General features: G+C 73.7%; 16 protein-coding genes and 2 tRNA genes. 9 read left to right on the top strand and 9 right to left on the bottom strand.

Going from position 1 to position 21,203, the window contains the following annotated elements; genetic code table 11:
* Nucleotides 1-266: 266 nt before the first annotated feature.
* Together OG896_RS19760 and OG896_RS19755 are read left to right on the top strand one after the other, a co-directional pair.
* Entirely contained in the window at nucleotides 267-1,856 is a 1,590-nt protein-coding gene (locus OG896_RS19760) for an MDR family MFS transporter (RefSeq protein ID WP_443057093.1), read from the top strand.
* 201 nt (nucleotides 1,857-2,057) lie between these two features.
* Entirely contained in the window at nucleotides 2,058-2,519 is a 462-nt protein-coding gene (locus OG896_RS19755; protein ID WP_329367218.1) for a PPOX class F420-dependent oxidoreductase, read from the top strand.
* A 94-nt stretch (nucleotides 2,520-2,613) separates the two neighbouring features.
* Here OG896_RS19755 and OG896_RS19750 read toward each other — a convergent pair whose 3' ends face one another.
* The 4 genes from OG896_RS19750 to OG896_RS19735 all read right to left on the bottom strand — a co-directional run bounded on the left by OG896_RS19750 (nucleotide 2,614) and on the right by OG896_RS19735 (nucleotide 9,179).
* Nucleotides 2,614-4,941: an ArnT family glycosyltransferase gene (locus OG896_RS19750; protein WP_329367217.1), complete on the bottom strand. Its 2,328-nt coding sequence runs from the start codon at nucleotides 4,939-4,941 to the stop codon at nucleotides 2,614-2,616.
* A complete protein-coding gene (locus tag OG896_RS19745) occupies nucleotides 4,938-6,413 on the bottom strand; it encodes a bifunctional glycosyltransferase family 2/GtrA family protein (RefSeq protein ID WP_329367215.1) in 1,476 nt (491 codons plus the stop codon). Before OG896_RS19745 ends, OG896_RS19750 begins: the two co-directional genes overlap by 4 nt.
* A gap of 55 nt (nucleotides 6,414-6,468) precedes the next feature.
* A complete protein-coding gene (locus OG896_RS19740; RefSeq protein ID WP_329374148.1) occupies nucleotides 6,469-8,187 on the bottom strand; it encodes a sensor histidine kinase in 1,719 nt (572 codons plus the stop codon).
* A 191-nt stretch (nucleotides 8,188-8,378) separates the two neighbouring features.
* Nucleotides 8,379-9,179: a response regulator transcription factor gene (locus OG896_RS19735; RefSeq protein WP_329367213.1), complete on the bottom strand. Its 801-nt coding sequence runs from the start codon at nucleotides 9,177-9,179 to the stop codon at nucleotides 8,379-8,381.
* Between the two features lie 329 nt (nucleotides 9,180-9,508).
* Here OG896_RS19735 and OG896_RS19730 point away from each other — a divergent pair, with 329 nt between their 5' ends.
* Entirely contained in the window at nucleotides 9,509-10,381 is an 873-nt protein-coding gene (locus tag OG896_RS19730) for a class I SAM-dependent methyltransferase (RefSeq protein ID WP_329367211.1), read from the top strand.
* Nucleotides 10,378-11,838, top strand: coding sequence for a hypothetical protein (locus OG896_RS19725; RefSeq protein ID WP_329367209.1), 1,461 nt, complete (start codon nucleotides 10,378-10,380; stop codon nucleotides 11,836-11,838). The genes OG896_RS19730 and OG896_RS19725 overlap by 4 nt, the downstream gene beginning before the upstream one ends.
* Here the strand turns inward: OG896_RS19725 and OG896_RS19720 are convergent.
* Nucleotides 11,820-13,223, bottom strand: a complete 1,404-nt coding sequence (locus OG896_RS19720; RefSeq protein ID WP_329367207.1) for a serine/threonine-protein kinase — start codon at nucleotides 13,221-13,223, stop codon at nucleotides 11,820-11,822. The genes OG896_RS19725 and OG896_RS19720 overlap by 19 nt on opposite strands.
* Nucleotides 13,224-13,362: 139 nt before the next feature.
* Here OG896_RS19720 and OG896_RS19715 point away from each other — a divergent pair, with 139 nt between their 5' ends.
* Both OG896_RS19715 and hemC read left to right on the top strand, forming a co-directional pair.
* On the top strand, nucleotides 13,363-13,986 hold the full coding sequence (locus OG896_RS19715) for a hypothetical protein (RefSeq protein WP_329367205.1): 624 nt from the start codon (nucleotides 13,363-13,365) through the stop codon (nucleotides 13,984-13,986).
* Nucleotides 13,987-14,011: 25 nt separating this feature from the next.
* Entirely contained in the window at nucleotides 14,012-14,983 is a 972-nt protein-coding gene (hemC, locus tag OG896_RS19710) for a hydroxymethylbilane synthase (RefSeq protein ID WP_329367203.1), read from the top strand.
* Nucleotides 14,984-15,047: 64 nt separating this feature from the next.
* Here the strand turns inward: hemC and OG896_RS19705 are convergent, their stop codons facing one another.
* A complete protein-coding gene (locus tag OG896_RS19705) occupies nucleotides 15,048-16,073 on the bottom strand; it encodes a helix-turn-helix transcriptional regulator (RefSeq protein ID WP_329367201.1) in 1,026 nt (341 codons plus the stop codon).
* A gap of 188 nt (nucleotides 16,074-16,261) precedes the next feature.
* On the opposite strand from OG896_RS19705, the gene OG896_RS19700 reads away from it, so the two are divergent.
* Complete coding sequence (locus OG896_RS19700) at nucleotides 16,262-16,684, top strand: VOC family protein (protein ID WP_329367199.1); 423 nt, start codon at nucleotides 16,262-16,264, stop codon at nucleotides 16,682-16,684.
* Between the two features lie 120 nt (nucleotides 16,685-16,804).
* Entirely contained in the window at nucleotides 16,805-17,836 is a 1,032-nt protein-coding gene (locus OG896_RS19695; protein ID WP_329367197.1) for an aldo/keto reductase, read from the top strand.
* 334 nt (nucleotides 17,837-18,170) lie between these two features.
* Here OG896_RS19695 and OG896_RS19690 read toward each other — a convergent pair whose 3' ends face one another.
* The 3 genes from OG896_RS19690 to OG896_RS19680 all read right to left on the bottom strand — a co-directional run bounded on the left by OG896_RS19690 (nucleotide 18,171) and on the right by OG896_RS19680 (nucleotide 20,059).
* Nucleotides 18,171-19,154, bottom strand: coding sequence for an SCO2400 family protein (locus tag OG896_RS19690; RefSeq protein ID WP_329367195.1), 984 nt, complete (start codon nucleotides 19,152-19,154; stop codon nucleotides 18,171-18,173).
* A gap of 480 nt (nucleotides 19,155-19,634) precedes the next feature.
* Nucleotides 19,635-19,707 (bottom strand) — tRNA-Arg (locus OG896_RS19685).
* A 258-nt stretch (nucleotides 19,708-19,965) separates the two neighbouring features.
* Nucleotides 19,966-20,059, bottom strand: a tRNA-Ser gene (locus OG896_RS19680).
* Between the two features lie 192 nt (nucleotides 20,060-20,251).
* Between OG896_RS19680 and OG896_RS19675 the strand changes: the two genes are divergently transcribed.
* On the top strand, nucleotides 20,252-20,905 hold the full coding sequence (locus OG896_RS19675) for an SSI family serine proteinase inhibitor (RefSeq protein ID WP_329367193.1): 654 nt from the start codon (nucleotides 20,252-20,254) through the stop codon (nucleotides 20,903-20,905).
* The last annotated feature ends 298 nt before the right edge of the window (nucleotides 20,906-21,203 follow it).

Genomic DNA, 21,203 nt, shown 5'->3' with positions numbered 1-21,203 from the left:
TGACCACTGTGCTGTCCTGACCACCACGTCGTCCTGACCACCCTCTGACGGCGGCCGCTCCAGGCACCCCTTCCCGCGCGCCTCCTCTTCCCGCACACCTTCCCGCGCGCCCTTCCCGCACCAGCGTTCGCCCGCTCCCGCCACGGGGGCGGGCGATTGCTCTGTCGTGACCTTGCTCTCAGTCGGCCCACAGCACTTGTGTCATACAACCATTTCCTCCTATGGTTGCTTCAGGCAACCAAGAGGAAGGCTGGCGAACCGAGCCGATGGCGACACCCACCCCGACCGCCGAGACGTCCGCACCCATGTCGCACCGCCAGATCATGGAGGCGCTGTCCGGTCTGCTGATCGGCCTGTTCGTGGCGATCCTGTCGTCGACGATCGTCTCCAACGCCCTGCCGCGCATCCTCTCCGACATCGGCGGCGGCCAGAGCGCGTACACCTGGGTGGTCACCGCCTCGCTGCTCGCGGTCACCGCGACCACGCCGATCTGGGGCAAGCTCTCCGACCTGTTCAGCAAGAAGCTGCTGATCCAGCTCGCGCTGGTGATCTACGTGACCGGGTCGATGGTCGCGGGGCTGTCGAACAGCCCGGGCATGCTGATCGCCTGCCGGCTGGTGCAGGGCATCGGCGCGGGCGGGCTGTCCGCGCTCACCCAGGTGATCATGGCGGCGATGATCTCGCCCCGGCAGCGCGGCCGGTACAGCGGCTACCTCGGCGCCACCTTCGCGGTCGCCACCGTCGGCGGACCGCTGGTCGGCGGGGTGATCGTCGACTCCGCGCTGGGCTGGCGCTGGTGCTTCTACGTCGGGGTGCCGTTCGCGATCATCGCGCTGGTGGTCCTGCAGAAGACGCTGCACCTGCCGGTGGTCAAGCGGCAGGTACGGATCGACTGGGCGGGCGCCTTCTTCATCACCGCCGCCGTGTCGCTGCTGATGGTGTGGGTCTCGCTGGGCGGCCAGAACTACCCGTGGATGTCCACCCAGACCTATGTGATGGTGCCGCTCGCGCTGCTGCTCGGCCTGGTCTTCATCTTCGTCGAGACCCGGGCCGCCCAGCCGATCGTGCCGCTGCGGCTGTTCCGCAGCGCGACGATCACCCTCACCTCCTTCGCCAGCCTCTTCGTCGGCGTGGCGATGTTCGCGGGCACGGTGTTCCTCAGCCAGTACTTCCAACTCGCCCGCGGCAAGACCCCGACCGTGTCCGGGCTGATGACCATCCCGCTGATCGGCGGGCTGTTCGTGGCCTCGATGGTCAGCGGCCGGATCATCACCCGCACCGGCCGCTGGAAGGTCTTCCTGGTCGCCGGCGGCCTGCTGGTCACCGCGGGCTGCGCCCTGCTCGGCACGATCCGCCACGACACCGCGTATCCCGAAGTGGCGCTCTACATGGCGCTGCTGGGCCTGGGCATCGGCATGATGATGCAGAACCTGGTGCTCGCCGTGCAGAACCAGGTGACGGCGGCCGACCTCGGCTCGGCCAGTTCGCTGGTCACCTTCTTCCGCTCGCTGGGCGGCGCGATCGGCGTCACCGCGCTCGGCGCGGTGCTCGGCAACCGGGTCACCCACTTCACCTCCACCGGCCTGGCCGCGCTGCACATCAAGGCCACTGGGGCCGACGGCTCCGGCGGCATCCCCGACGTCGACAAGCTGCCCGCGCCGGTGCGCGGCGTGGTGGAGGGCGCCTACGGCCACGGCGTCGGCGACGTCTTCCTGTACGCGGCCCCGTTCGCGCTGATCGCCTTCCTGCTGGTGGTCTTCGTCAAGGAGGTGGCACTGCGCGACCGCAGCGGGTTGCAGCAGGCCGTGAAGACCGCCGAGGCCCCGGCGCGGGTGGGCGACGGCCAGGCGGGGTAACCGAGCAGGTAGCGCACAGCACAGCGCCCCGGCAGGGGCGACAACTCCCGGTCGTACGGCCCGCACCCGCAGCGGAGAGGTCCGGTACGCACGACACGGGTCAGGGTTCCGGCGGCGACCGGAGCAGGGGACGGCCGAGGCCGCCGCCGGGACCCGCACTTCCTTCACGGACCGCACCGCGCGGCGACGTAAGGTGCCGTCATGGCTCCCAACATCGCCACCACCACCAAAGTCGGCCTCGACGAACTGCTGGAGTTCATCCGGCCGCGGCACCACGCCATCCTGCTCACCACCCGCGCGGACGGCCGCCCGCAGGGTTCGCCACTCACCTGCGGGGTGGACGACTCCGGGCGGATCGTGATCTCGACCTACCCCGAGCGGGCCAAGGCCCGCAACGTCAAGCGCGACCCGCGAGTCAGCGTGATCGTGCTGTCCGACTCCTTCGGCGACGCGTGGGTCCAGGTCGACGGCAGCGCCGAAGTACTGGACATCCCCGAGTCCGTGGAACCCCTGGTGGAGTACTTCCGGAACATCTCCGGCGAGCACCCCGACTGGGCGGAGTACCGCGAGGCCATGGTCCGGCAGGGCAAGTCCATCATCCGCGTCACCCCCGAGCGGTGGGGGCCGATCGCGACCGGTGGCTTCCCGGCCCGCCTCGCCTGAGGACGAGGACGAGGACGCGCACGAACACGCGCGCGAACACCAGCGAGCCCGCGGACCGGCTGGACCGGTCCGCGGGCTCGGGCTTGCGGGCGTCCTACTTCGGCGCCGTGAGGTCGTAGACGGTCGTGCTGCCCACGGTCTTGGCGGTGAAGTGGGACTCGACCCACGAGCTGATGGCGGAGGACGCGTTGCTGCCGCCCATCGAGCCGCCGCCCATGCCGCCGCCGCCGATGAAGTAGTGGATACGGCCCTGGGCCACGTACTTCTCGAACTGGGCGAGGGTGGGTGACGGGTCGGAGCCGTTGAAGCCGCCGATGGACATCACCGGCTTCTGGGTGGCCAGTTGGTAGCTCGCCTGGTTCTGCGAGCCGATGGCGGCCGCGACCCAGGTGTAGTCGCCGGCGTTCTTCAGCAGCAGGGACTTCACGGCGGAGCTGACCTGGGCGCCGTCGAGCAGGCCGCCCATGCCGCCTGCGCCGCCCCGGCCGTTCCCGCCGCCGAAGCGGGACTCACCGGTGGTGCCGCCCGGGAAGCCGTTCGTGCCCTGCCCGGGCAACTGGCCCTGGGACCCGCCCTGGCCGGGCGCCTGGCCCTGCCCGCCCTGGCCCTGACCCTGACCGGGCGCCTGGCCCTGGCCGAACCCGCCGGTTCCGCCCATACCGCCCGTACCGCCCGTACCGCCGCCGGGGAACGTGCCGGTCGGCGGGGTGCCGCCCATCCGGCCCATGCCGCCACGGCCGCCGCCCCCGCCGGGGAACCCGCCCATGCCGCCCTGCACGGAGGGCCCCGCGGTCACGATGGACCCCTGGTGCCCGGTGCTCACGGTGTCGAGGGTGTACGCCACCGGTCCGCCCAGGACCGCGGCGATACCGACCACGGCCGACAGCACCGTCAGCCGGGCGCCGGCCCGCGCGGTGGCCATCCCCGGGAGCGCGCCCGCGAGCAGCGCCAGCGCGGCCACCGCTCCGGCCACGACCAGCGCGGTACGCAGCCACGGGTGCCAGTCGGGGCTGCGGTGCAGCAGGGTGTACGCCCACACGGACGTGCCCGCGACCGTGACCGCCAGGACCGAGGCGGCCGCGATGTGGGTCCGCCGCTGCCACAGCAGGGAGGCGCCCATCCCGACCAGCGCCGCGATGTACGGCGCGAGCGCGATGTTGTAGTACTGGTGGAAGATGCCGGACATGTAGCTGAACGTCGCGAAGGTCATCAGCAGCGCGCCGCCCCAGACCAGGAACGCCGCCCGGGTCGCCGAGGTGCGGCGGGCCTTCCGGGTGATCCACACCCCCGCGATCAGCATCACGAACGCGGCCGGCAGCAGCCAGGAGATCTGCCCGCCCATCTCGGAGTTGAAGAGCCGGCCGATCCCGGTCGCGCCCCACATGCCGCCGCCGTTGCCGACGCCGCCTCCCCCGCCGCCGCCGACACTGCCGGTCTCGTCGCCGGTGATCCGGCCGAAGCCGTTGTACCCGAAGGTCAGCGACAGGAAGCTGTTGTCCTGGGAGCCGCCGATGTACGGCCGCGAGGACTTCGGCCACAGCTCGACGATCGCCACCCACCAGCCGCCCGCGAGCACCATCACACCGCCGGCGTACAGCAGTTGGAGCAGGCGGCGGCGCAGCGGGGTGGGCGCGCAGACCGCGTAGACCACGGCGAGCGGCGGCAGGATCAGCCACGCCTGGAGGGTCTTGGTGAGGAACGCGAAACCGAAGACGGCGCCGGCCAGCAGCAGCCACTTGGTACGGGCGTCCTCGATGGCGCGCAGCACGAGGTAGATCGCCGTGACCATGAGCAACGCCAGCAGCGCGTCAGGGTTGTTGAAGCGGAACATCAGCGCGGCGACCGGGGTGAGCGCGAGCACCGCGCCCGCGGTCAGGCCCGCGCCCGGCCCGAACCGCCGCCGTACCGCCGCATACAGGACGCCGACGGTGGCCACGCCCATCAGCGCCTCGGGCACGAGGATCTGCCACGAGCCGAGGCCGAACAGCCGTACCGACAGGCCCATCGGCCACAGCGCGGCGGGGGGCTTGTCGACGGTGATCGAGTTCGCCGCGTCGGAGGAGCCGAAGAAGAACGCCTTCCAGCTCTGGCTGCCCGCCTGGACGGCGGCGGAGTAGAAGGAGTTGGCGTATCCGGAGGCGCCCAGGTCGTAGAGGTAGAGCACCAGGGTGGCAGCCAGCAGGGCGAGGAAGGCCGGGCGGGCCCAGGTCGGGTCCTCCGGGCGGCCGCGCCAAGTGCGGTGCAGCAGGCGCCGGGTGGAGCGGGCCGACCGCGCGGTGACCGAACTGTCGGCGGCCTGACCGTCGGCCGGGGGGCCGTCGATGGCGTGGGGCGGGCCGCCGGGGGCGGCGACAGGACCGGGTGCGGGGCCGGGCAGGCCGGCCACGCCGTCCAGCGCGTGTGCGTCGCTCGGGGAGGTCATCGGGCGCTCCTCAGGTCGTGGTCGTCGCGGTCGTCGAAGTCGTCGAAGTCCGCCTGGCCGGCAGGGTCGGCACGGTCGGTACGGTCGGTACGGTCGGCTCGTCCCTCGTGGTCGCCGGGGGCGGCCACGACGGCACGGCTCTCGGGGGCGGTGCCGGCGTCGCGGCCGTACTGGTCGGTGCGGTCGGGGAAGAGCCAGGCGCGGAAGAGCAGGAAGCGCAGCACCGTGGCGGCGAGGTTCGCCGCGACCAGGACGGCGAGTTCGGTGCGGTGCGCGGGGTGCGGCGCCGCGGTGTGCAGGGCGGCGAGCGAACCGCTGGTCAGCGCGAGGCCGATGGCGAACACCACCAGCCCCTGGGCCTGGTGGCGGACCGCCCGGGCCGGGCCGCGCACCCCGAAGGTGAGCCGCCGGTTGGCGGCGGTGTTGCCGAGCGCGGACAGCAACAGGGCCAGCGCGTTGGCGAGTTGGGAGTCCATCGCGCCGCGGAAGAGGAAGTACAGCGCGAGGTAGACGACCGTGCTCAGCACGCCGATCGCGCAGAACCCGACCAGCTGGCGGGCCAACCCGGGCGGCACGCCAGGCAGTTCGCGGTCGCGCGGGTCCTCCCCGAACGGCCTGCGCAGCCGGTCGAGCGCGAGCCGCCCGGTGGCCAGCGCCCGGCCGACCCGCCAGACGCCGCGCAGGTCGGCGGTGGCGGTCCGCACCAGGTCCACGCTGCTGTTCGGGTCGTCGATCCAGTCCACCGGCACCTCGTGGATGCGCAGCCCGGCGCGTTCGGCGAGCACCAGCATCTCCGTGTCGAAGAACCAGCCGGCGTCCTCCACCATCGGCAGCAGGCGCTGCGCGACGTCCGCGCGGATCGCCTTGAAGCCGCACTGCGCGTCGGAGAAGTGCGCGGCGAGCGAGCCACGCAGGATCAGGTTGTAGGTACGGGAGATGAACTCCCGCTTGGCGCCGCGCACCACCCGCGAGGACTGCGCGAGGCGCGAGCCGATCGCGAGGTCGGAGTGGCCGGAGATCAGCGGGGCGACCAGCGGCAGCAGGGCGTTGAGGTCGGTGGACAGGTCCACGTCCATGTACGCCAGCACCGGCGCGTCCGAGGCGGTCCACACGGTGCGCAGCGCCAGCCCGCGCCCCTTCTGCTCCAGCCGGAACGACTCGACCTCGGGCAGCTCGGCGGCGAGCCGCGCGGCGATCGCGGGGGTCCGGTCGGTGCTGGCGTTGTCGGCGATGGTGATCCGGAACGGGTACGGGAACGTGTCGACGAGGTGCGCGTGCAGCCGGCGCACGCCGGGGCCGAGGCCGGCCTCCTCGTTGTAGACGGGGACGACGACGTCGAGCACGGGCGCGACGGGCACAGGGGGCACGCGTGGTGCGCCGGTGGTCGGGTGGGTCGCGGCGTCGGACGGATGTACTGCGGCCGTGACCGGCAGGTGCCGACGGGCGGGCAGATTGCCGAGAGTGGTTCGCATGCCACGAGCCTCGACAACGGTCCTGTCATGGTGATGTGTCGAGGCTGAGCAGCACCTATGAGTCTGTTGGTGCGGGTGGGATGTGCGTGCCATGCGTCACCCGTGAGGCGCGGGCGGGCGGCCCGACGGCACCCCGCGCGGCCGCTGCGGGGGGCGCGGACACGGCCGGACCGGGTGCGGCCGTACCGGGTACAGCTGATCCCGGCGCACCTGAACCCGGCCCGCCCGCTTCCGGCCCGCCCACTCCCGGCGCTTCGCCTTTCGCGGGCACCTCGGTGGCGGGCAGCATGACGGTGAAGACCGTACGGCCCGGGACGGACGCGACCTCCACGGTGCCGCCGTGCGCGGCGACCACCGAGTGCACGATGGCCAGGCCCAGTCCCGTGCTGCCCGCCGAGCGGGAGCGGGAGGCGTCGCCGCGGGCGAACCGCTCGAAGACGTGCCGGCGCAGTTCGGGCGGGATGCCGGGGCCGTCGTCCTGGACCTGGAGCACGACGTCGGACGGGCGGCGCAGCACCCGCGCGGTGATGGTCGTGCCGGGCGGGGTGTGGGTGCGGGCGTTGGCGAGGAGGTTGGTGAGCACCTGCTGAAGGCGCGGCGCGTCGCCGTGCACGGTCGCGGGCTCGTCGGGCAGTTCCAGCCGCCAGTCGTGGTCGCGGCCGGCCGCGCGGGCGTCGCTGACCGCGTCCACCACCAGCGGGGACAGGTCGGTCTCGGTCCGGTCGACCGGGCGGCCCGCGTCGAGCCGGGCCAGCAGCAGCAGGTCCTCGACGAGCGTGGTCATCCGGGCCGCCTCGGACTCGATCCGGCCGAGCGCGTGCCGGGTGTCGGGCCCGACCGGCTCCTGGCCGCGGCGGGTCAGCTCGGCGTAGCCGCGGATGGAGGCGAGCGGGGTGCGCAGTTCGTGGCTGGCGTCGGCGACGAAGCGCCGGACCCGGGTCTCGCTCTCCTGGCGGGCGTGCAGCGCGGAACCGACGTGCCCGAGCATCCGGTTGAGGGCGGCGCCGACCTGGCCGAACTCGGTGCGCGGGTCGGTGTCCGACTCCGGCACCCGGCTCAGCGGGGCCACCTCACCGCGGTGCAGCGGCAGTTCGGCGACCCGGGTGGCCGTGGCGGCGACCCGGCGCAGGGGTTGCAGGGCGATCCGCATCAGCGCGGCGCCGGCCAGCCCGGCCGCGACGAGCCCGGCGGCGGCGACCGAGACCTCCACCCACAGGAGGGTGGACAGGGTGTCCTCGGTGCCCGCGGTGCTCAGGCCGACCAGGATGGTGCTGCCGTCGTCGGCGGGCGCGGCCGACTCGACCCGGTAGTCCCCGAGGCCGGGGACGGTCACGTTGTGCGGCTTGCCGTCGTGCGGCACGCCGGCGAAGGCCGCGGCCTGCTTCGCGGTGAGGTCGTCGGCGACGAGCTGGCCGGTGCTGGGGCTGGTGGCGCTGACCGCGGCCTCGGTGACGGTGCCGGTGGAGCTGACGGTCGCGGCGACCGTCTCGCCCGGCTGGCCACCGCCGGCGAGGAAGACGAAGGGGATGCTGCGGGGCATGTCGGTGGCCCTGCCGTGGCCGGTCGGCCCCAGCGCGCCCCGGTCGCCGGGGGCGCTCTGGCCGGGGGTGGCCTGGTCGGGGCGCGGGCCGTCGGCGCGCACCGCCGTGTCGTGCACCTTGGCGTCCAGCTGCCCGTACAGGAAGTCGTGCAGCGCGAATATCGTGACCGCGCCGATCACCGCGCAGACCACCGCGACCAGCGCGACGCAGGAGGCGACCAGGCGGCGGCGCAGGGACCAGCGGCCCGGCGCCCAGCGCCCGCGGTGCGGCCGGCCGCGCGGGCGGGGGGGCGCCGTCGCACCGGGGGCGCGGGTCGAGCCGGTGCCGGGGGTCGCGCCGTGGCCCGTGCCAGGCCCCGCGCCGGGGCCCGGTCCGGCCTGCGGGGCCGGGCCGTCCGCGTGGGGTGCGGTCGGTGCGGGGCGGGTCACACCGGTTCGCCCGGCTTGATGAGGTAGCCGGCGCCGCGCCGGGTGTGGATCATCGGCGAGCGGCCGGCGTCGATCTTGCGGCGCAGGTAGGAGATGTACAGCTCGACGACGTTGGCCTGACCGCCGAAGTCGTACGACCAGACCCGGTCCAGGATCTGCGCCTTGCTCAGCACCCGGCGCGGGTTGCGCATGAGGTAGCGGAGCAGCTCGAACTCGGTCGCCGTGAGGTGGATGTTGTCGCCGCCGCGGCTGACCTCGTGGCTGTCCTCGTTCAGGACGAGGTCGCCGACGGCGAGCACGGACTCGTTGCGGATGGCGGCGGCGCCGGAGCGGCGCAGCAGTCCGCGCAGGCGGGCGACGACCTCCTCCAGGCTGAACGGCTTGGTCACGTAGTCGTCGCCGCCGGCGGTGAGCCCGGCGATCCGGTCCTCGACCGCGTCCTTCGCGGTGAGGAAGAGCACGGGCACGTCGGGGGTCTGGCGGCGCAGCCGGGCGAGCACTTCGAGCCCGTCCATGTCCGGGAGCATCACGTCGAGCACCACCGCGTCGGGGCGGTTCTCACGGGCGGAACGCAGCGCGCTCGCGCCGTCACCCTCGGTACGGACCTGCCAGCCCTCGTAGCGCAGGGCCATCGAGAGCAGGTCGGCGAGCGGGGCCTCGTCGTCCACCACGAGGACGCGGACCGGGGAGCCGTCCGGGCGGGCGAGGTCGCCGGCCGGGGCGGACGCGGGGGCGGTGTGGGTCGCGGGGGCGGCGGGGTGGGTGGAGCGGGTGGCCGCCGATGAAGTGGAAGGCATACGGGACACCCTGTGCACCGGCTATGAGAGGAGCCTTAATCCGTTTCTGTGAAAACTCTGAGAATCCGGTGACGGTGGAGTAAAGCGGGGCAGGGGTGCACCAGCCGGTGGACGGGGGGAGGCAGGGGCGGGGACGGGCCGCGCACGTACGCGGGCGTACCGGCGCGGCCGCCTACCGGCGTATCGGCGTACCGGCGCGGGCGCTTACCGGCGTACCGGCGTACCGGCGCCCCCTTGCGGCCGCCCCACCCCGCGATGGTACGAAGGTACGAAGTCGACTGGCTGACAGCCATGATGACGTCACGTCACGAACGGGGGCAGGTCACACGATGCAGGGTGGAGTCGGACTGACGGCATATCTCGTCAACGAGTCGCGGGCCCGCCGGCCCGACCTCGCCCAGGACGGGCCGGCGGCCGCGTGGATTCCCGAGGGGGAACGGCCGGGCGTCAAGGCGCTGTGGCAGGAGTTCGCCGACGCCGTCTACCCGCACGACGACCTGGTGGTCTCGCTCCGCGGCCGGTTCATCGCGGACACCCTCGCCGAGGCGCTGCGGGCCGACCCGGACACGGTGCTGGTGGTGTGCGGCGCGGGCTTCTCGTCGTACCCCTGGCTGCTGCGCTTCCCGGTCGCGGTCGAGGTGGACCTGCCGCACATGGCCGAGGCGAAGCGGCTGCGCGCGGCCGAGCTGACCGCCGACGGGACGCTGCCGGTGCGCGACGTGCGGCACATCGGTGCCGACCTGGCCGTGCCCGCGGACCGCGCCGCGGTGGCGGAGCAGGTGCGGGCGGTCGCGGCCGGTCGGCCGGTCGCGTACGTCGTCGAGGGCGTCGTCTTCTACCTGCCGCCCGCCGACGCGCGTGCGGTGGTGACGCTCGGCGCGGAGTTCGGCACGACCGCCGTCACCGCGGTGAGCTACTGGCCGGCGGCGGCCTCGGGCAGCGTGGTGCTGGCCGAGCAGCGCGCCTGGTTCCGCAGCAGGTCCGTCCCGGAGGAGGCGAGCCACCACACGCACGCCGAGCTGGCCGCGCTGCTGGGCGCGCCCCTGGACGACCAGGGCCCGGAGGATCTGCAACGGCGTTACCTGGACCGGGTGGTGGTGCCCGAGTCCGCCCTCATCCCGGAGTACGTGGCCGTGTCCTGGGGCACCCCGGGCACGCGGGGAGCGATCGGCGCGGCAGGGCCGTCCGGAGCGGTCGCGTGAGCACCGGGGTACTCCATCTCCAGTGCCGCGCCTACCCGTTGCACCACCGCACCCCGACCACCTCGCTCGACGCCTTCACCGTGCCCGGCCACGGCGAGTTACAGCCGGTCCTCGGCAGCCTGCGCTCCCTCGCCTACAACCCCGACATCACCGTCGAGTTGGACATGACCGGCATGATCCGACCGGCCATCGCGCTGCCCGGGGTGGAGGTCGTCGCCTGCCACGCCCGCGTCCTGGCCGCCGGCACCATCCTGGTGGTCTACGCGCTGCGCCACGAGCAGGACCTGCGCGCGTTGGACCTGCTCGAACTCGACGCCCTGGACGCCGACATCAACCGGGTCCTGCGCGAGACCGACGCGCCGATCCTGTCCGCCGTGCTGTCCGCCGCCGTCAGCAGCGGGCTGCTCCGCAGCATCGCGCTGCGCCCCGACCTGGCGGTGGCCGGCCCGAGTTCACCGATCGACCGCCGATCGGCCCGCTACAACGCGCACTTCGTCGGCCAGGACCCGCCATGGCAGCCGGACTCCCGCGTGCCCGCGGTCTCTTCGGGCCCGGACTGCCGCATCCTGCTGCCGTACACCTACGCCTGGGACCGCGACCCGGACACCGCGCTGGCCGAGCTGCTGACGATGACCGAGCCGACCGACATCGCGGTCGCGCAGCAGTCCCTGCTCGCCGGGGCGCTCATCGCCGGCCGCTGGGTGCTCGGCGACCTGGCGCACGCGCACCCCGCCAACACCGGCGTGCACGCCTTCCGCCGCTTCCTCGACGGCCTGTGGGCCGACTTCCACCACCTCGACAGCTACCGCGTGGAGTCCTCCCAGGCGCACCGCGCGAGCTACCTGGCCGCGCGGCAGACCATCGGCCTCGATGACACGCAGGAGCGCGCCGACAAACTCCTCGGCTACGTGAGCAGTTCGCTGCTGGCCGCCGCCTCGGAGCGGGCCGAGGCCCTCGACACCCGGCTCAACCGGGTCGCCGCCGCGCTCACCGTGGTCAGCGCGGCCTCCTTCGGCCTGGACATCGCGGTGTTCGTGCTGCCGCAGGTGTCGCTGTGGACGAAGATCGCGGTCGTCGTGGGGCTGCTCGGGATGGCGGCGTCGGGGCTGGTCGCGGCGATGCTGCCGGGGGCGCTGCGCAGGTCGTTCCAGCGGCGGGACGCGACGGAGGCGCCGGCCGGACCGAACGGACCGAGCGGACCGAGCGGACCGAACGGGCCCGCACCGGTGTCGACGGTGGTGGCGGCGGGTGCGGGCGTGGCGGCGGCGGGCGCGGCGGCAGCGGCGGTCGGGGCCGCGGCCGTCGAGGCCGTGACGGCTCCGACTGCCCTGCCGGCCACCGCGGTTGGGCCGACGGGGACGGTCGGTACGGTCGAAGGAGGCGGCGGCGCGGCGCCGGGTGCCGCGGGCGACGCGTCCGGGGTGCCGCAGCAGCCGGGTCAGTCCTCCGGCTCGTAGTACGCCATCAGCGCCGTGAAGTGGGCCAGCCACGCGGTGAGTTCGGCCGGGTCACGGGTACCGACCTCGCAGGAGTGGATGCTTCCGTCGTTCAGCGCCACCGCCACCAGCAGCACATGGCCACGCCCGGTGGCCCGTTCGCACCAGGCGGTGTGGATCGCCGGCCAAGGGAACTCCGCGACACGGCCGTTGACCCCGAGGGAGATGCCGTCGGCGTCGGCGACGACCGCGTTCTTACGGTCCATGGCGAGGAACTCGGGCGCGTCGGGCGGGACTTGGTCCACGGGCGGCCCGGCGTACCCGGTGCCGGGAGCCGCGAGGGGCATGGGCACGGCGGCGGGGAACGGCGGCGGTGCGGCATAGCCGTAGCCGGCCGCGGGGGCGTACGGCGAGGGCGGGGCGTACGGCGAGGGCGGCAGCGGGGCGGAGGGCACGGGAGGCGCGGGGGCGTAGCCGGGCATCGGGGGAACCGGCGGGAGGGATACGGCGGCGGCGACCGGGGCCGGACCCGTACCGGTACCCGTACGTGCGTCCGTGACGGCCACGCCCGGCGCCACGTCAGCCGGGTCCGCCGCGTCAGCCACGTCAGCCACGTCCGCCGGGTCCGAGGGGTCCACCGGGTCGAGCCAGTCCAGCAGCCGGTCCGTATCCGGCCTGCGCGCCGGCTCCTTGTCCAGGCAGGCCGCCACGATCGGCCGCAACCGCTCGGGCACCGCGCTGAGATCGGCCTCGTGGTGCACCGAGCGGTACATCAGCGCGACCGGGGTGCCGCCGCCGAACGCGGAGCCGCCCGCGGCCGCGACCAGTACCGCGCCGAGCGCGAACACATCGGCGGCAGGACCGACTTCGCGCCCCTCCGCCTGCTCGGGCGCGAGGAACCCGGGGGTGCCGAAGGCCGTGCCCGTCACCGTCAGCCGGGTGTTCTCCACCGCCCGCGCGATGCCGAAGTCCAGCACCCGCGGCCCGTCCTCGGCCATCACGATGTTCGCCGGCTTCAGGTCCCGGTGCACCAGCCCGCAGCGGTGGATCGCCTGCAACGCCTCGGCGAGCGCCGCCCCCAGCCCGCGCAGCCGCGCCTCGTCCATCGGCCCCTGCTCCGCCACCAGCCGCGCGAGCGTCGGCCCCGGTACGTACGCGGTCGCCAGCCACGGCGCCTCCGCGTCCGGGTCCGCGTCCACCACCTGCGCGGTGTGGAACCCCCCGACGCTGCGCGCCGCCGCCACCTCCGCCCGGAACCGCTCCCGGAACACCGCGTCCGCCGCCAGCTCCGACCGGGCCACCTTCACCGCCACCAGCCGCCCGCCGCGCGACCTGGCCAGCCACACCACCCCCATGCCGCCCTCGCCGAGCCGCCGCACCACGCTGTACCCACCAATGCGTTCCAACTCCGACTCCCGCCCCCAAGCCGCCGACCAGCCGCCCCCACCCTCCCAGAGACCGCCGCCCGCCCCCAACCCGATCACGGCACCGGGACCGGCACCGGGACCGGCACGACGGCGGCGAGCTGCGCGGAGGTGTGCCATCGTGGTGGCCATGGGGGGCTTCACCGGGGCGTACGTCGTCCGGCACGGCTGGACACGTGCCGGAGCGAGCTGGTTCGCGGTCACGGCCCTGCTGATCGGGGTGGGCTTCCTCCCGCACGTGGAACCCCCGGACCTGGACCACATCGAGCTGGTGTTCAGCCCGTTCGCGCTGTGGACCGCGGCGGTCTGCTCCAGTCGCCGCAAGGCCGTCCGGGTGGACAAGCGGGGCATCACGCTCCACCGCCTCCTGCCCTTCCGCGCACCGGAGTTCGTGCCCTGGGCCGACGTGGTGGCGGTGGACTGGTCGGGCGACGACCACTTCTGGGGCCGCACCAGCAGCTTGACGGTGCACCGCCGCGCCGCCCGTCCGGTCCCCGCCCTTCCCCCGGTTCCCGGTCTGGAAGAGCTGGACGCCTACCTCGCCACCCAGGTCGACCCCGGCGACGCCGCCGCCTTCCGGGGCGTCGTGCGGCTCGGGCGCGGCACCACCCTGAGCGACCTCGATCCGGTCCGGCTGGCCACGGCGATGGCCGTGCTGGCGCCGGAGGTCCGCAGGTTCGGCGATCTCGGCGACGTACCGTGCCCGGGGGCAGCCCCGGCGCGACCGACCGACCCTCTACCGTAGGAGCCGGAACGAGAGGACTGGCCCCATGAACACCTTCCCGGCCGACCGGACCTTGCGGATCGGCACCCGTAGTTCACCGATGGCGCTGGCCCAGGCCAACCTCGTGGCCGACCTCCTGCGCAAGGAACAGCCGGGTCTCCAGGTCGAGTTGGTGCCCGTCACCACCGAGGCGGACCGCTGGCACGGCGACCTGTCCAAGCTCGGCGGGAAGGGCCTGTTCGTCAAGCAGATCGACGTCATGCTCCAGCGCGGCGAGGTCGACCTGGCCGTCCACTGCGTGAAGGACGTCCCCGGCGACACCCCGCTGCCCGAGGGCCTGGTCTTCGCCGCCCACCTCCCGCGCGACGACGTCCGCGACGTCCTCCTCTTCCCCGAGGGCTCCGAGCTGCGGACCCTCGACGACCTCCCGGCCGGCGCCACCGTGGCGACCTCGGCCGTACGCCGCAAGGCCCAACTCCACCGGCTCCGCCCGGACCTCGACGTCGTCCGGGTACGAGGCGCCGTCGGCACCCGCATCGACACGCTCGACGGCAGGAAGCAGTCCGGCAGCCGGCCGGACGCCATGATCCTCGCGTCCTCCGGCCTGGCCCGGCTGGAGCTGACCCACCGCGGCCGCCAGGTCTTCACCGTCCAGGAGATCCTCCCGGCCGTCGGCTCGGGCGCCCTCGGCCTGGAGTGCCGCCACGACGACGGCCCCACCGCCGGCCTGCTGTCCCGCCTCGACCACGAGCGGACGACGGCCGAGATCACCGCCGAACGCGCCATGCTGGGCGACCTGCGCGGCCACTGCAACAGCCCCATCGCCGGCCACTGCACCACCGCGCCCGACGGAGCGCTCACCCTGCGCGGCATGGTCTTCTGCGCCGACGGCTCCACCTCCGTCCACACCCACCTCACCGCCCGCTCCACCGACAGCCCCGCCACCCTCGGCGCCCGCGCCGCCGCGGACCTCCTCCAGCAGGGCGCCGCCGACATCATCCTCGCCATTCCCCACTGACCCGGGCTGATCCGGCCTGACCCGGGGCTGGGTTCGGGGCCTGGTCGGGGCCGGGTCGGGCTCCTTACGCGGGCTCGTCCGCGGGGCCTTCGGCGTACGGGGCCGCGGCACCCGCGTAGCGCCGGGCGAGCGTGGCGCAGGCTCGCCGCAGGGCCGGCGGTCCGACGACGTGCAGGTCCGCGTCGAAGCGGCCCAGGCCGGCGGCGAGGGCGGTCCAGGACCACGACCCGGCGACGAGCCGGCACCGCGCGGGGCCGAGGGGTTCGACCGTGCCGTCGTCGGCGTACGGGGCGACCTTCGTGGCGGGGAGGTCGATGACGACCTCGCCCTGGCAGGGCCAGGCGGCGCCGGTGCCGTCCGACCCGCGGAACCGGCCGGCGACGAACGTGGATACGTCGTGGCCCGGCACCTGGCGCGGGGCGAAGCGCGGGCCCGTCGGCGCGCGGGGGGTCAGGTGGTCGGTGCGGAAGGTCCGCCAGTCGTCGCGGTCGAGGTCCCAGGCCAGCAGGTACCAGCGGGTGCGCCAGGCCACGAGGTGGTGCGGCTGCACCCGGCGCCGCTGCGGTGCGGCGTCGCGGTGCGGGGCGTAGTCCAGGCGCAGTTCCTCATGGCGCTGGATCGCGGCGCTCAGGACGGTGAGCACCTCCAGGTCCTCGGCCGGCGCCGAGGTCTCCGGTCCAGACGGTCCAGCCGACCCAGGCGGCCCAGGCGGCCCGGCCACGGTGACGTGGAGCGCGTCGACGCGTTGCCGCAGGCGCGGGGGCAGCACGTGCCGGATCGTCGCGAGCGCCCGGCCGGCGTCCTCCGCGAGCGCGCGGTGCGCGGTGGTCTGAAGGGCGACCGCCAGCGCGATGACCTGCTCGTCGTCGAAGAGCAACGGCGGCAGGTGCGCCCCGGGCTCCAGGCGGTATCCGCCGGCGGGTCCCTTGGCCGCGGCGACCGGATAGCCCAGCGCACGCAGCCGGTCGACGTCGCGGCGCACCGTACGCACGGTCACCTCCAGCCGCTCGGCCAGCTCCGCGCCGCTCCACTCCCGGCGGGCCTGGAGCAGGGAGAGCAGGGTGAGGAGGCGCGAGGACGTCTTCTGCATGTCTCCATGATGGCCGCAGTAGCGGACACCACCTGTCCTCTACTGGTGCGACGGTGGATACCGAACCGCGGAGCAGGGCCTCTCACGCCGCCGCTTCGCGGTCGCCCCGGCCGGCGCGCATCCGTGCGCTTGTCCGTGCGGCTTGTCCGTGCGCACATCCCGGCACCCACCCAGGCGAGGAGCAGCCCATGTCCGTCACCACCACCACGCATCTGAACTTCCGCGGCTCGGCCCGCGAGGCGCTGGACTTCTACCGGTCCGTCTTCGGCGGGCGCACCGCCGCCGTGACCTACAGGGACGCCGGCAACGTCCAGGACGAGAGCGAGGCGGACTGGGTGATGTGGGGCGAGGTGTCCGCCGACGACGGCTTCCACGTCATGGCCTACGACGTGCCTTCGGCGATGCCGTACGAGCCGGGCGCCAACCCGTTCTTCGTGTCCGTGCGCGGTGAGGACACCGACGAGGTCAGCGCCCTGTGGCAGCGCCTGGCCGACGGCTCGACCGTGCTGCGCCCGCTGGAGCCCGCGCCGTGGGCACCGCTGTACGGCATGCTCACCGACCGCTTCGGCGTGACCTGGGTCCTGGACGTCACCGCGCCCTACACCGGCTGACCGCCACACCCGCCGCCCTCCACGTCGCCGCATCGGCACGTAGATCGCCACGCACATCGCCACACGCATCGGCACGCACATCGGCACACACATCGGCACGTACAGAAAGTGGACACGGTCATGCGCATGCGCCCGCTCGGCCGCACCGGCATCGAGGTCAGCGCCTACTGCCTGGGCACCATGATGTTCGGCCCGAACGGAAATCCCGACCACGACGCGTGCGCCCGCATCGTGCACCGGGCTCTGGACGGCGGCATCAACTTCGTCGACACGGCGGACGTCTACGGTTACAGCGAGGCCGAGCGGATCGTCGGCCGCGCCCTCAAGGGCCGTCGCGAGGACGTGGTCCTGGCGACCAAGTTCAACGGCCCCATGGGCGAGGGACCCAACAACGGCGGCAGCTCGCGCCGTTGGATCACCAAGGCGGTCGAAGGCTCGCTGCGCCGCCTGGACACCGACTACATCGACCTGTACCAGATCCATCACCCCGACCCGCGCACGGACATCGAGGAGACGCTGTCCGCGCTCACCGACCTGATCAGGGCCGGCAAGGTCCGCGCGTTCGGCTCCTCCAACCTGCCCGCGAGCGACATCGTTTCGGCCCACTGGGTCTCCGAGCGGCGCGGACTGCACCGGCTGCGCACCGAGCAGCCGACCTACTCCGTCCTCAACCGGGGCATCGAGCGTGAAGTCCTCCCCGTCGCACGCCACTTCGGCATGGGCGTGCTCGTGTGGAGCCCGCTGGCCATGGGCCTGCTCACCGGCCGGTATCGCCAAGCCCACGCGCCGAGCGGCAGTGCCCGCATGCGCTGGGTGCCCGCGCACCTGACCGACCCCCGCAAGCTCGACGCCGTCGAGCGGCTGATCCCCCTCGCCGAGCACGCCGGCCTGCCCCTGACCCATCTGGCCATGGCCTTCGCCACCGCCCACCCCGACGTCACCTCGGCCATCATCGGTCCCCGCACCCTCGACCAGCTCGACGACCTGCTGGCGGGCGCCTCGACCGTCGTGGACGACGAGGTGCTGGACCGGATCGACGAGATCGTGCCACCGGGCACCGACCTCGGCCCGGTCGACGTCGCCTACCAGCCGCCCTCACTCACCGTTCCCGACCGGCGGCGGCGCCCCACCGCGGAACGCGCGGCGGCCTGAGGAGAGCGCGAGATGGACGTCCTGACCCGGCGCGAACGCTCCGCCGTCGAGGCCGAGTCCCACCTGACAGCCGCCTTCCTCGACCAGCACCTCACCACCACCCACATCACACCGCCCGTCTGAGCCCCACCCCGAGCACCAAGGGCTTCGTGGATCACTCCACGGCGCCGGCACCCGGGCGACCGCTTTCCCGGGCCGGCCCCCGGCGCCGACCGGGCCCGTTGCCGCACTTCGCTGCCGTACGGAACGAAAGAGCCCCGCTCCGGGTGACCCGGGCGGGGCTCTGACCTGCTGTGCACTCGGCAGGATGCGAACCTGCAACCCTCGGATCAGCTCAACCGATGCAGAGGATCAGGATGCACAGGCCCTGCTGGGGGGCCGGCGTCGTCGGTGAGGTGGTGGTCGGCGGGGTGGAAGGGGTGGAGCCGGTCGGTGGGGACGTGGCGGTGGTGCCGCCTCCGGTCGTACCCGTGCTTCCACCCGTGGTCGTCGTGCCCGTGGAACCGCTCGTGCCCGTCGAACCGCTCGTGCCCGTACCGGAGTCGCCGGTCGTCGGAGCTGTGGTGGTGGACGTCTGCGGGGTCCGGCTGTGCTGGACGGAGGTCTGCCCGGTCGGGGAGCCGTCCGAGATGCGCACCGCGCCGGCGTTGTCGGTCACCGTGTGGGTGGCCTGCGCGGTCGGGTGGGACGGGGTGCCGGCGGCGTTCCGCTGCTGCGAAGCGGTGGCGTGGTGCGCGGGGGTCCCCGCCTGCTGCGGGGACACCGAGGACGGCCCGCCGTCCTGCGAGGTCTGGGTCCGCAGGTTCACCGGCGCCACCGTGTCGGACGAGGCGGTGGTCGCGCCGCCCTTGCCGTGGGCGTGCATCGACGCCACGGTCACGCCGCCGCTGAACAGCGCGAAGGCGGTGGCAACGCCCGCACGGCGCCTGCTCTTCTTCCACCGCGCCATCTGGCGGCGCCGGGCCGCGCGACCCCGGTGCAGCGTCGGCGCGATCGACGCGGGCCCGAGCACGGACTCCGCCGCCGGCTCCTCCTCGGTCTCCGCTGCCGCGGCCGGGCTGAACCCGGTGGAGGTGTACGGGGCCGGGTCGGCGTAACCGGTGGGCACGTACTCCGGCAGAGGGGCCGGCGCCGCGGAGTACCCCGCGGGCCGGAAACCGCTCGGCTCGGTGCGGCGGAGGTGACCGGTCGGGTACGCGCCGTCGCGCGGTCCACCGGCCATGGCGGCGGTCGACTCCGCCTCGGTCGCGTAGGCGCCGCAACCCGGGCACACCAGCACACCGTTGAGTATCCGTTGGCACGTGTAGCAGTAGTCCATCCGCGGTCTCCCTGTGCTGACTTCGCAGCCGAAGGCCGCCGGCATGTCCACGTTCTGCGCGCGAAGGGCAGGCGCATGACCGTAACAGCTGAAACGTCAGAGCTCGCAGAGGAGTTGTGAGGCTTTTGAAAACAAGCGTCGGCGACTCCGCCCGCCCGCAGCCACGACCCCGCGTGGCAACGGGTGGTCCGCTCGATCCGGCGCCACGGGATGGCGCCTTCCGTCCGCCGGGATCAGCGGTTGTCCGCCTGCTCGGCTTCGCCCGGTCGGGATGGCACCAGCGGGAGGAATCACGTCGGGGACTCGAACGCCCTTCCCGTGTGCATGCCCGGCAGCGTCACGAGGAGGACGTACTCCAGATGCCGCGTTGCCGGCCATGGAACCCCGCGCCCGCTTGGTGAGGCGGCTGCCGTCGAAGCGCGCCGTCGAGACAAACGTCAGAGGCCCCGTGGAGTGATCCACGGGGCCTCTGGCCTGCTGTGCACTCGGCAGGATTCGAACCTGCAACCTTCTGATCCGTAGTCAGATGCTCTATCCGTTGAGCTACGAGTGCGGGTGGCTTCGCGGCTTTTCGGGGCCGGTCGGCGTCGCGGGAACAACATTACATGAGGGGGCGCGGGAGGTGAAATCGATAAGGGAGAGGGGCGGTGAGCTGGGGAAACGCGGCGCCGTGGGGGGTGCGGGTGGTGGGGGGAAGGTGTGGAGGAGGTGCGCGGGAGAGGTGGGGCGCCCGGGGGACGGGAGCCCGGGGGGAGGTGCGGGAAAAGGAAGGAGCCCCGGCCGTGGTGGGACGGCGGGGCTCCGGGAGAGGTGGCGGAGGCGGAGGGATTTGAACCCTCGATGGACGGTAAAGCCCAAACCGCATTAGCAGTGCGGCGCCATAGACCGGACTAGGCGACGCCTCCTGGTACGTGCCCGGGTGAGCGGGCGCGTGGGGAAATGATGGCACAGCCGGGAGGGCTGCGACCAATCCGAGAGTACGGTACAAGGCCGCGACCGGGCAGAGCAAAGGGATTGGCCGGTCGGCGGGTCCCTGGACGCGCCCACGAAGGGGTGGTTGGCCGGGGGGAGGAGCGGGCCGGCGGTAGGAGAAGGGCATGCACTCTTCGCCGCTCGCCCCCCTCCGGCCCGCCCGACCGGCTCGGCCCGCCCGATGGGCCCGCCTCGCCCGCCCGGGCGCCACGGCGCTGACCGGCGCGGCCGTACTGACCGCGGCGCTGACGGGCGTCGCGTACGGCTCGGGGAACCCGCCGCACCGGCCGTCGCACCGGCCACCGGGCCCGATCGCCTCGGTGTCCCCCCACTCGGTGCCGGCCATCTGGACCTCGGAACAGCCCGGCACGAGCCTGGACGTGGCGTACGACGACGGCGCGGGCCACACCCGCAGCTACCGGCTGAGCTGCTCCCCGACACCCGCTCCTGCTCCGGCACCCGCACCCGACCCCGCCCCGGCACCCGCTCCCGCGCCCACTCCGGTGCCCGCACCCGGCCCCGACCCGACCACCGCCTGCGCTCACCTCGCCGAGATCGGCGGCCCGGTCCCCGCCGTACCCTCCGGCCAGATGTGCTCGATGATCTACGGCGGCCCGCAGTCCGCCCGGGTGACCGGCGTCTGGCAGGGACAGGCGGTGCGGGAGTCCTACCGCAGGACGAACGGCTGCGAGGTGGCCCGCTGGAACCGCATGGTCCCGGCGCTGCCCAACCCGGTGGCCGACGCCTCGCGCCAAGACGCCGCCCCCGTACGAAGCTGAACGGCACATCACGCGGAACCCGAAGACCCGCGGAACCCGAAGAACGCGAAGAACGCGAGGAACCCCGCCGGCCAGGCACGGAACCCCCGCGTTCCCGCTTTCGTGACGTACACCACACCTTCACCACACAACCCCCAACCCCCCACCCCGTGACGGCACATGACCGTCCAACGCCACAGGAGCAACCCCGACCCGTACACTCGGTCTAGTGACATGGCCCGGTGGGCGGCGGCAAGATGGGCCGCCCGTGACGTCAGCCGACAGCGCCGTACGACTCAGGTGAGTTCGTCCGGACGCC

Origin of the sequence: Streptomyces sp. NBC_00669 (genome assembly GCF_036226785.1) — a bacterium.
GTDB lineage: Bacteria > Actinomycetota > Actinomycetes > Streptomycetales > Streptomycetaceae > Actinacidiphila.
The sequence above is the reverse complement of the archived record's forward strand: the minus strand, read 5'-3'. Positions and strand labels throughout refer to the sequence as shown.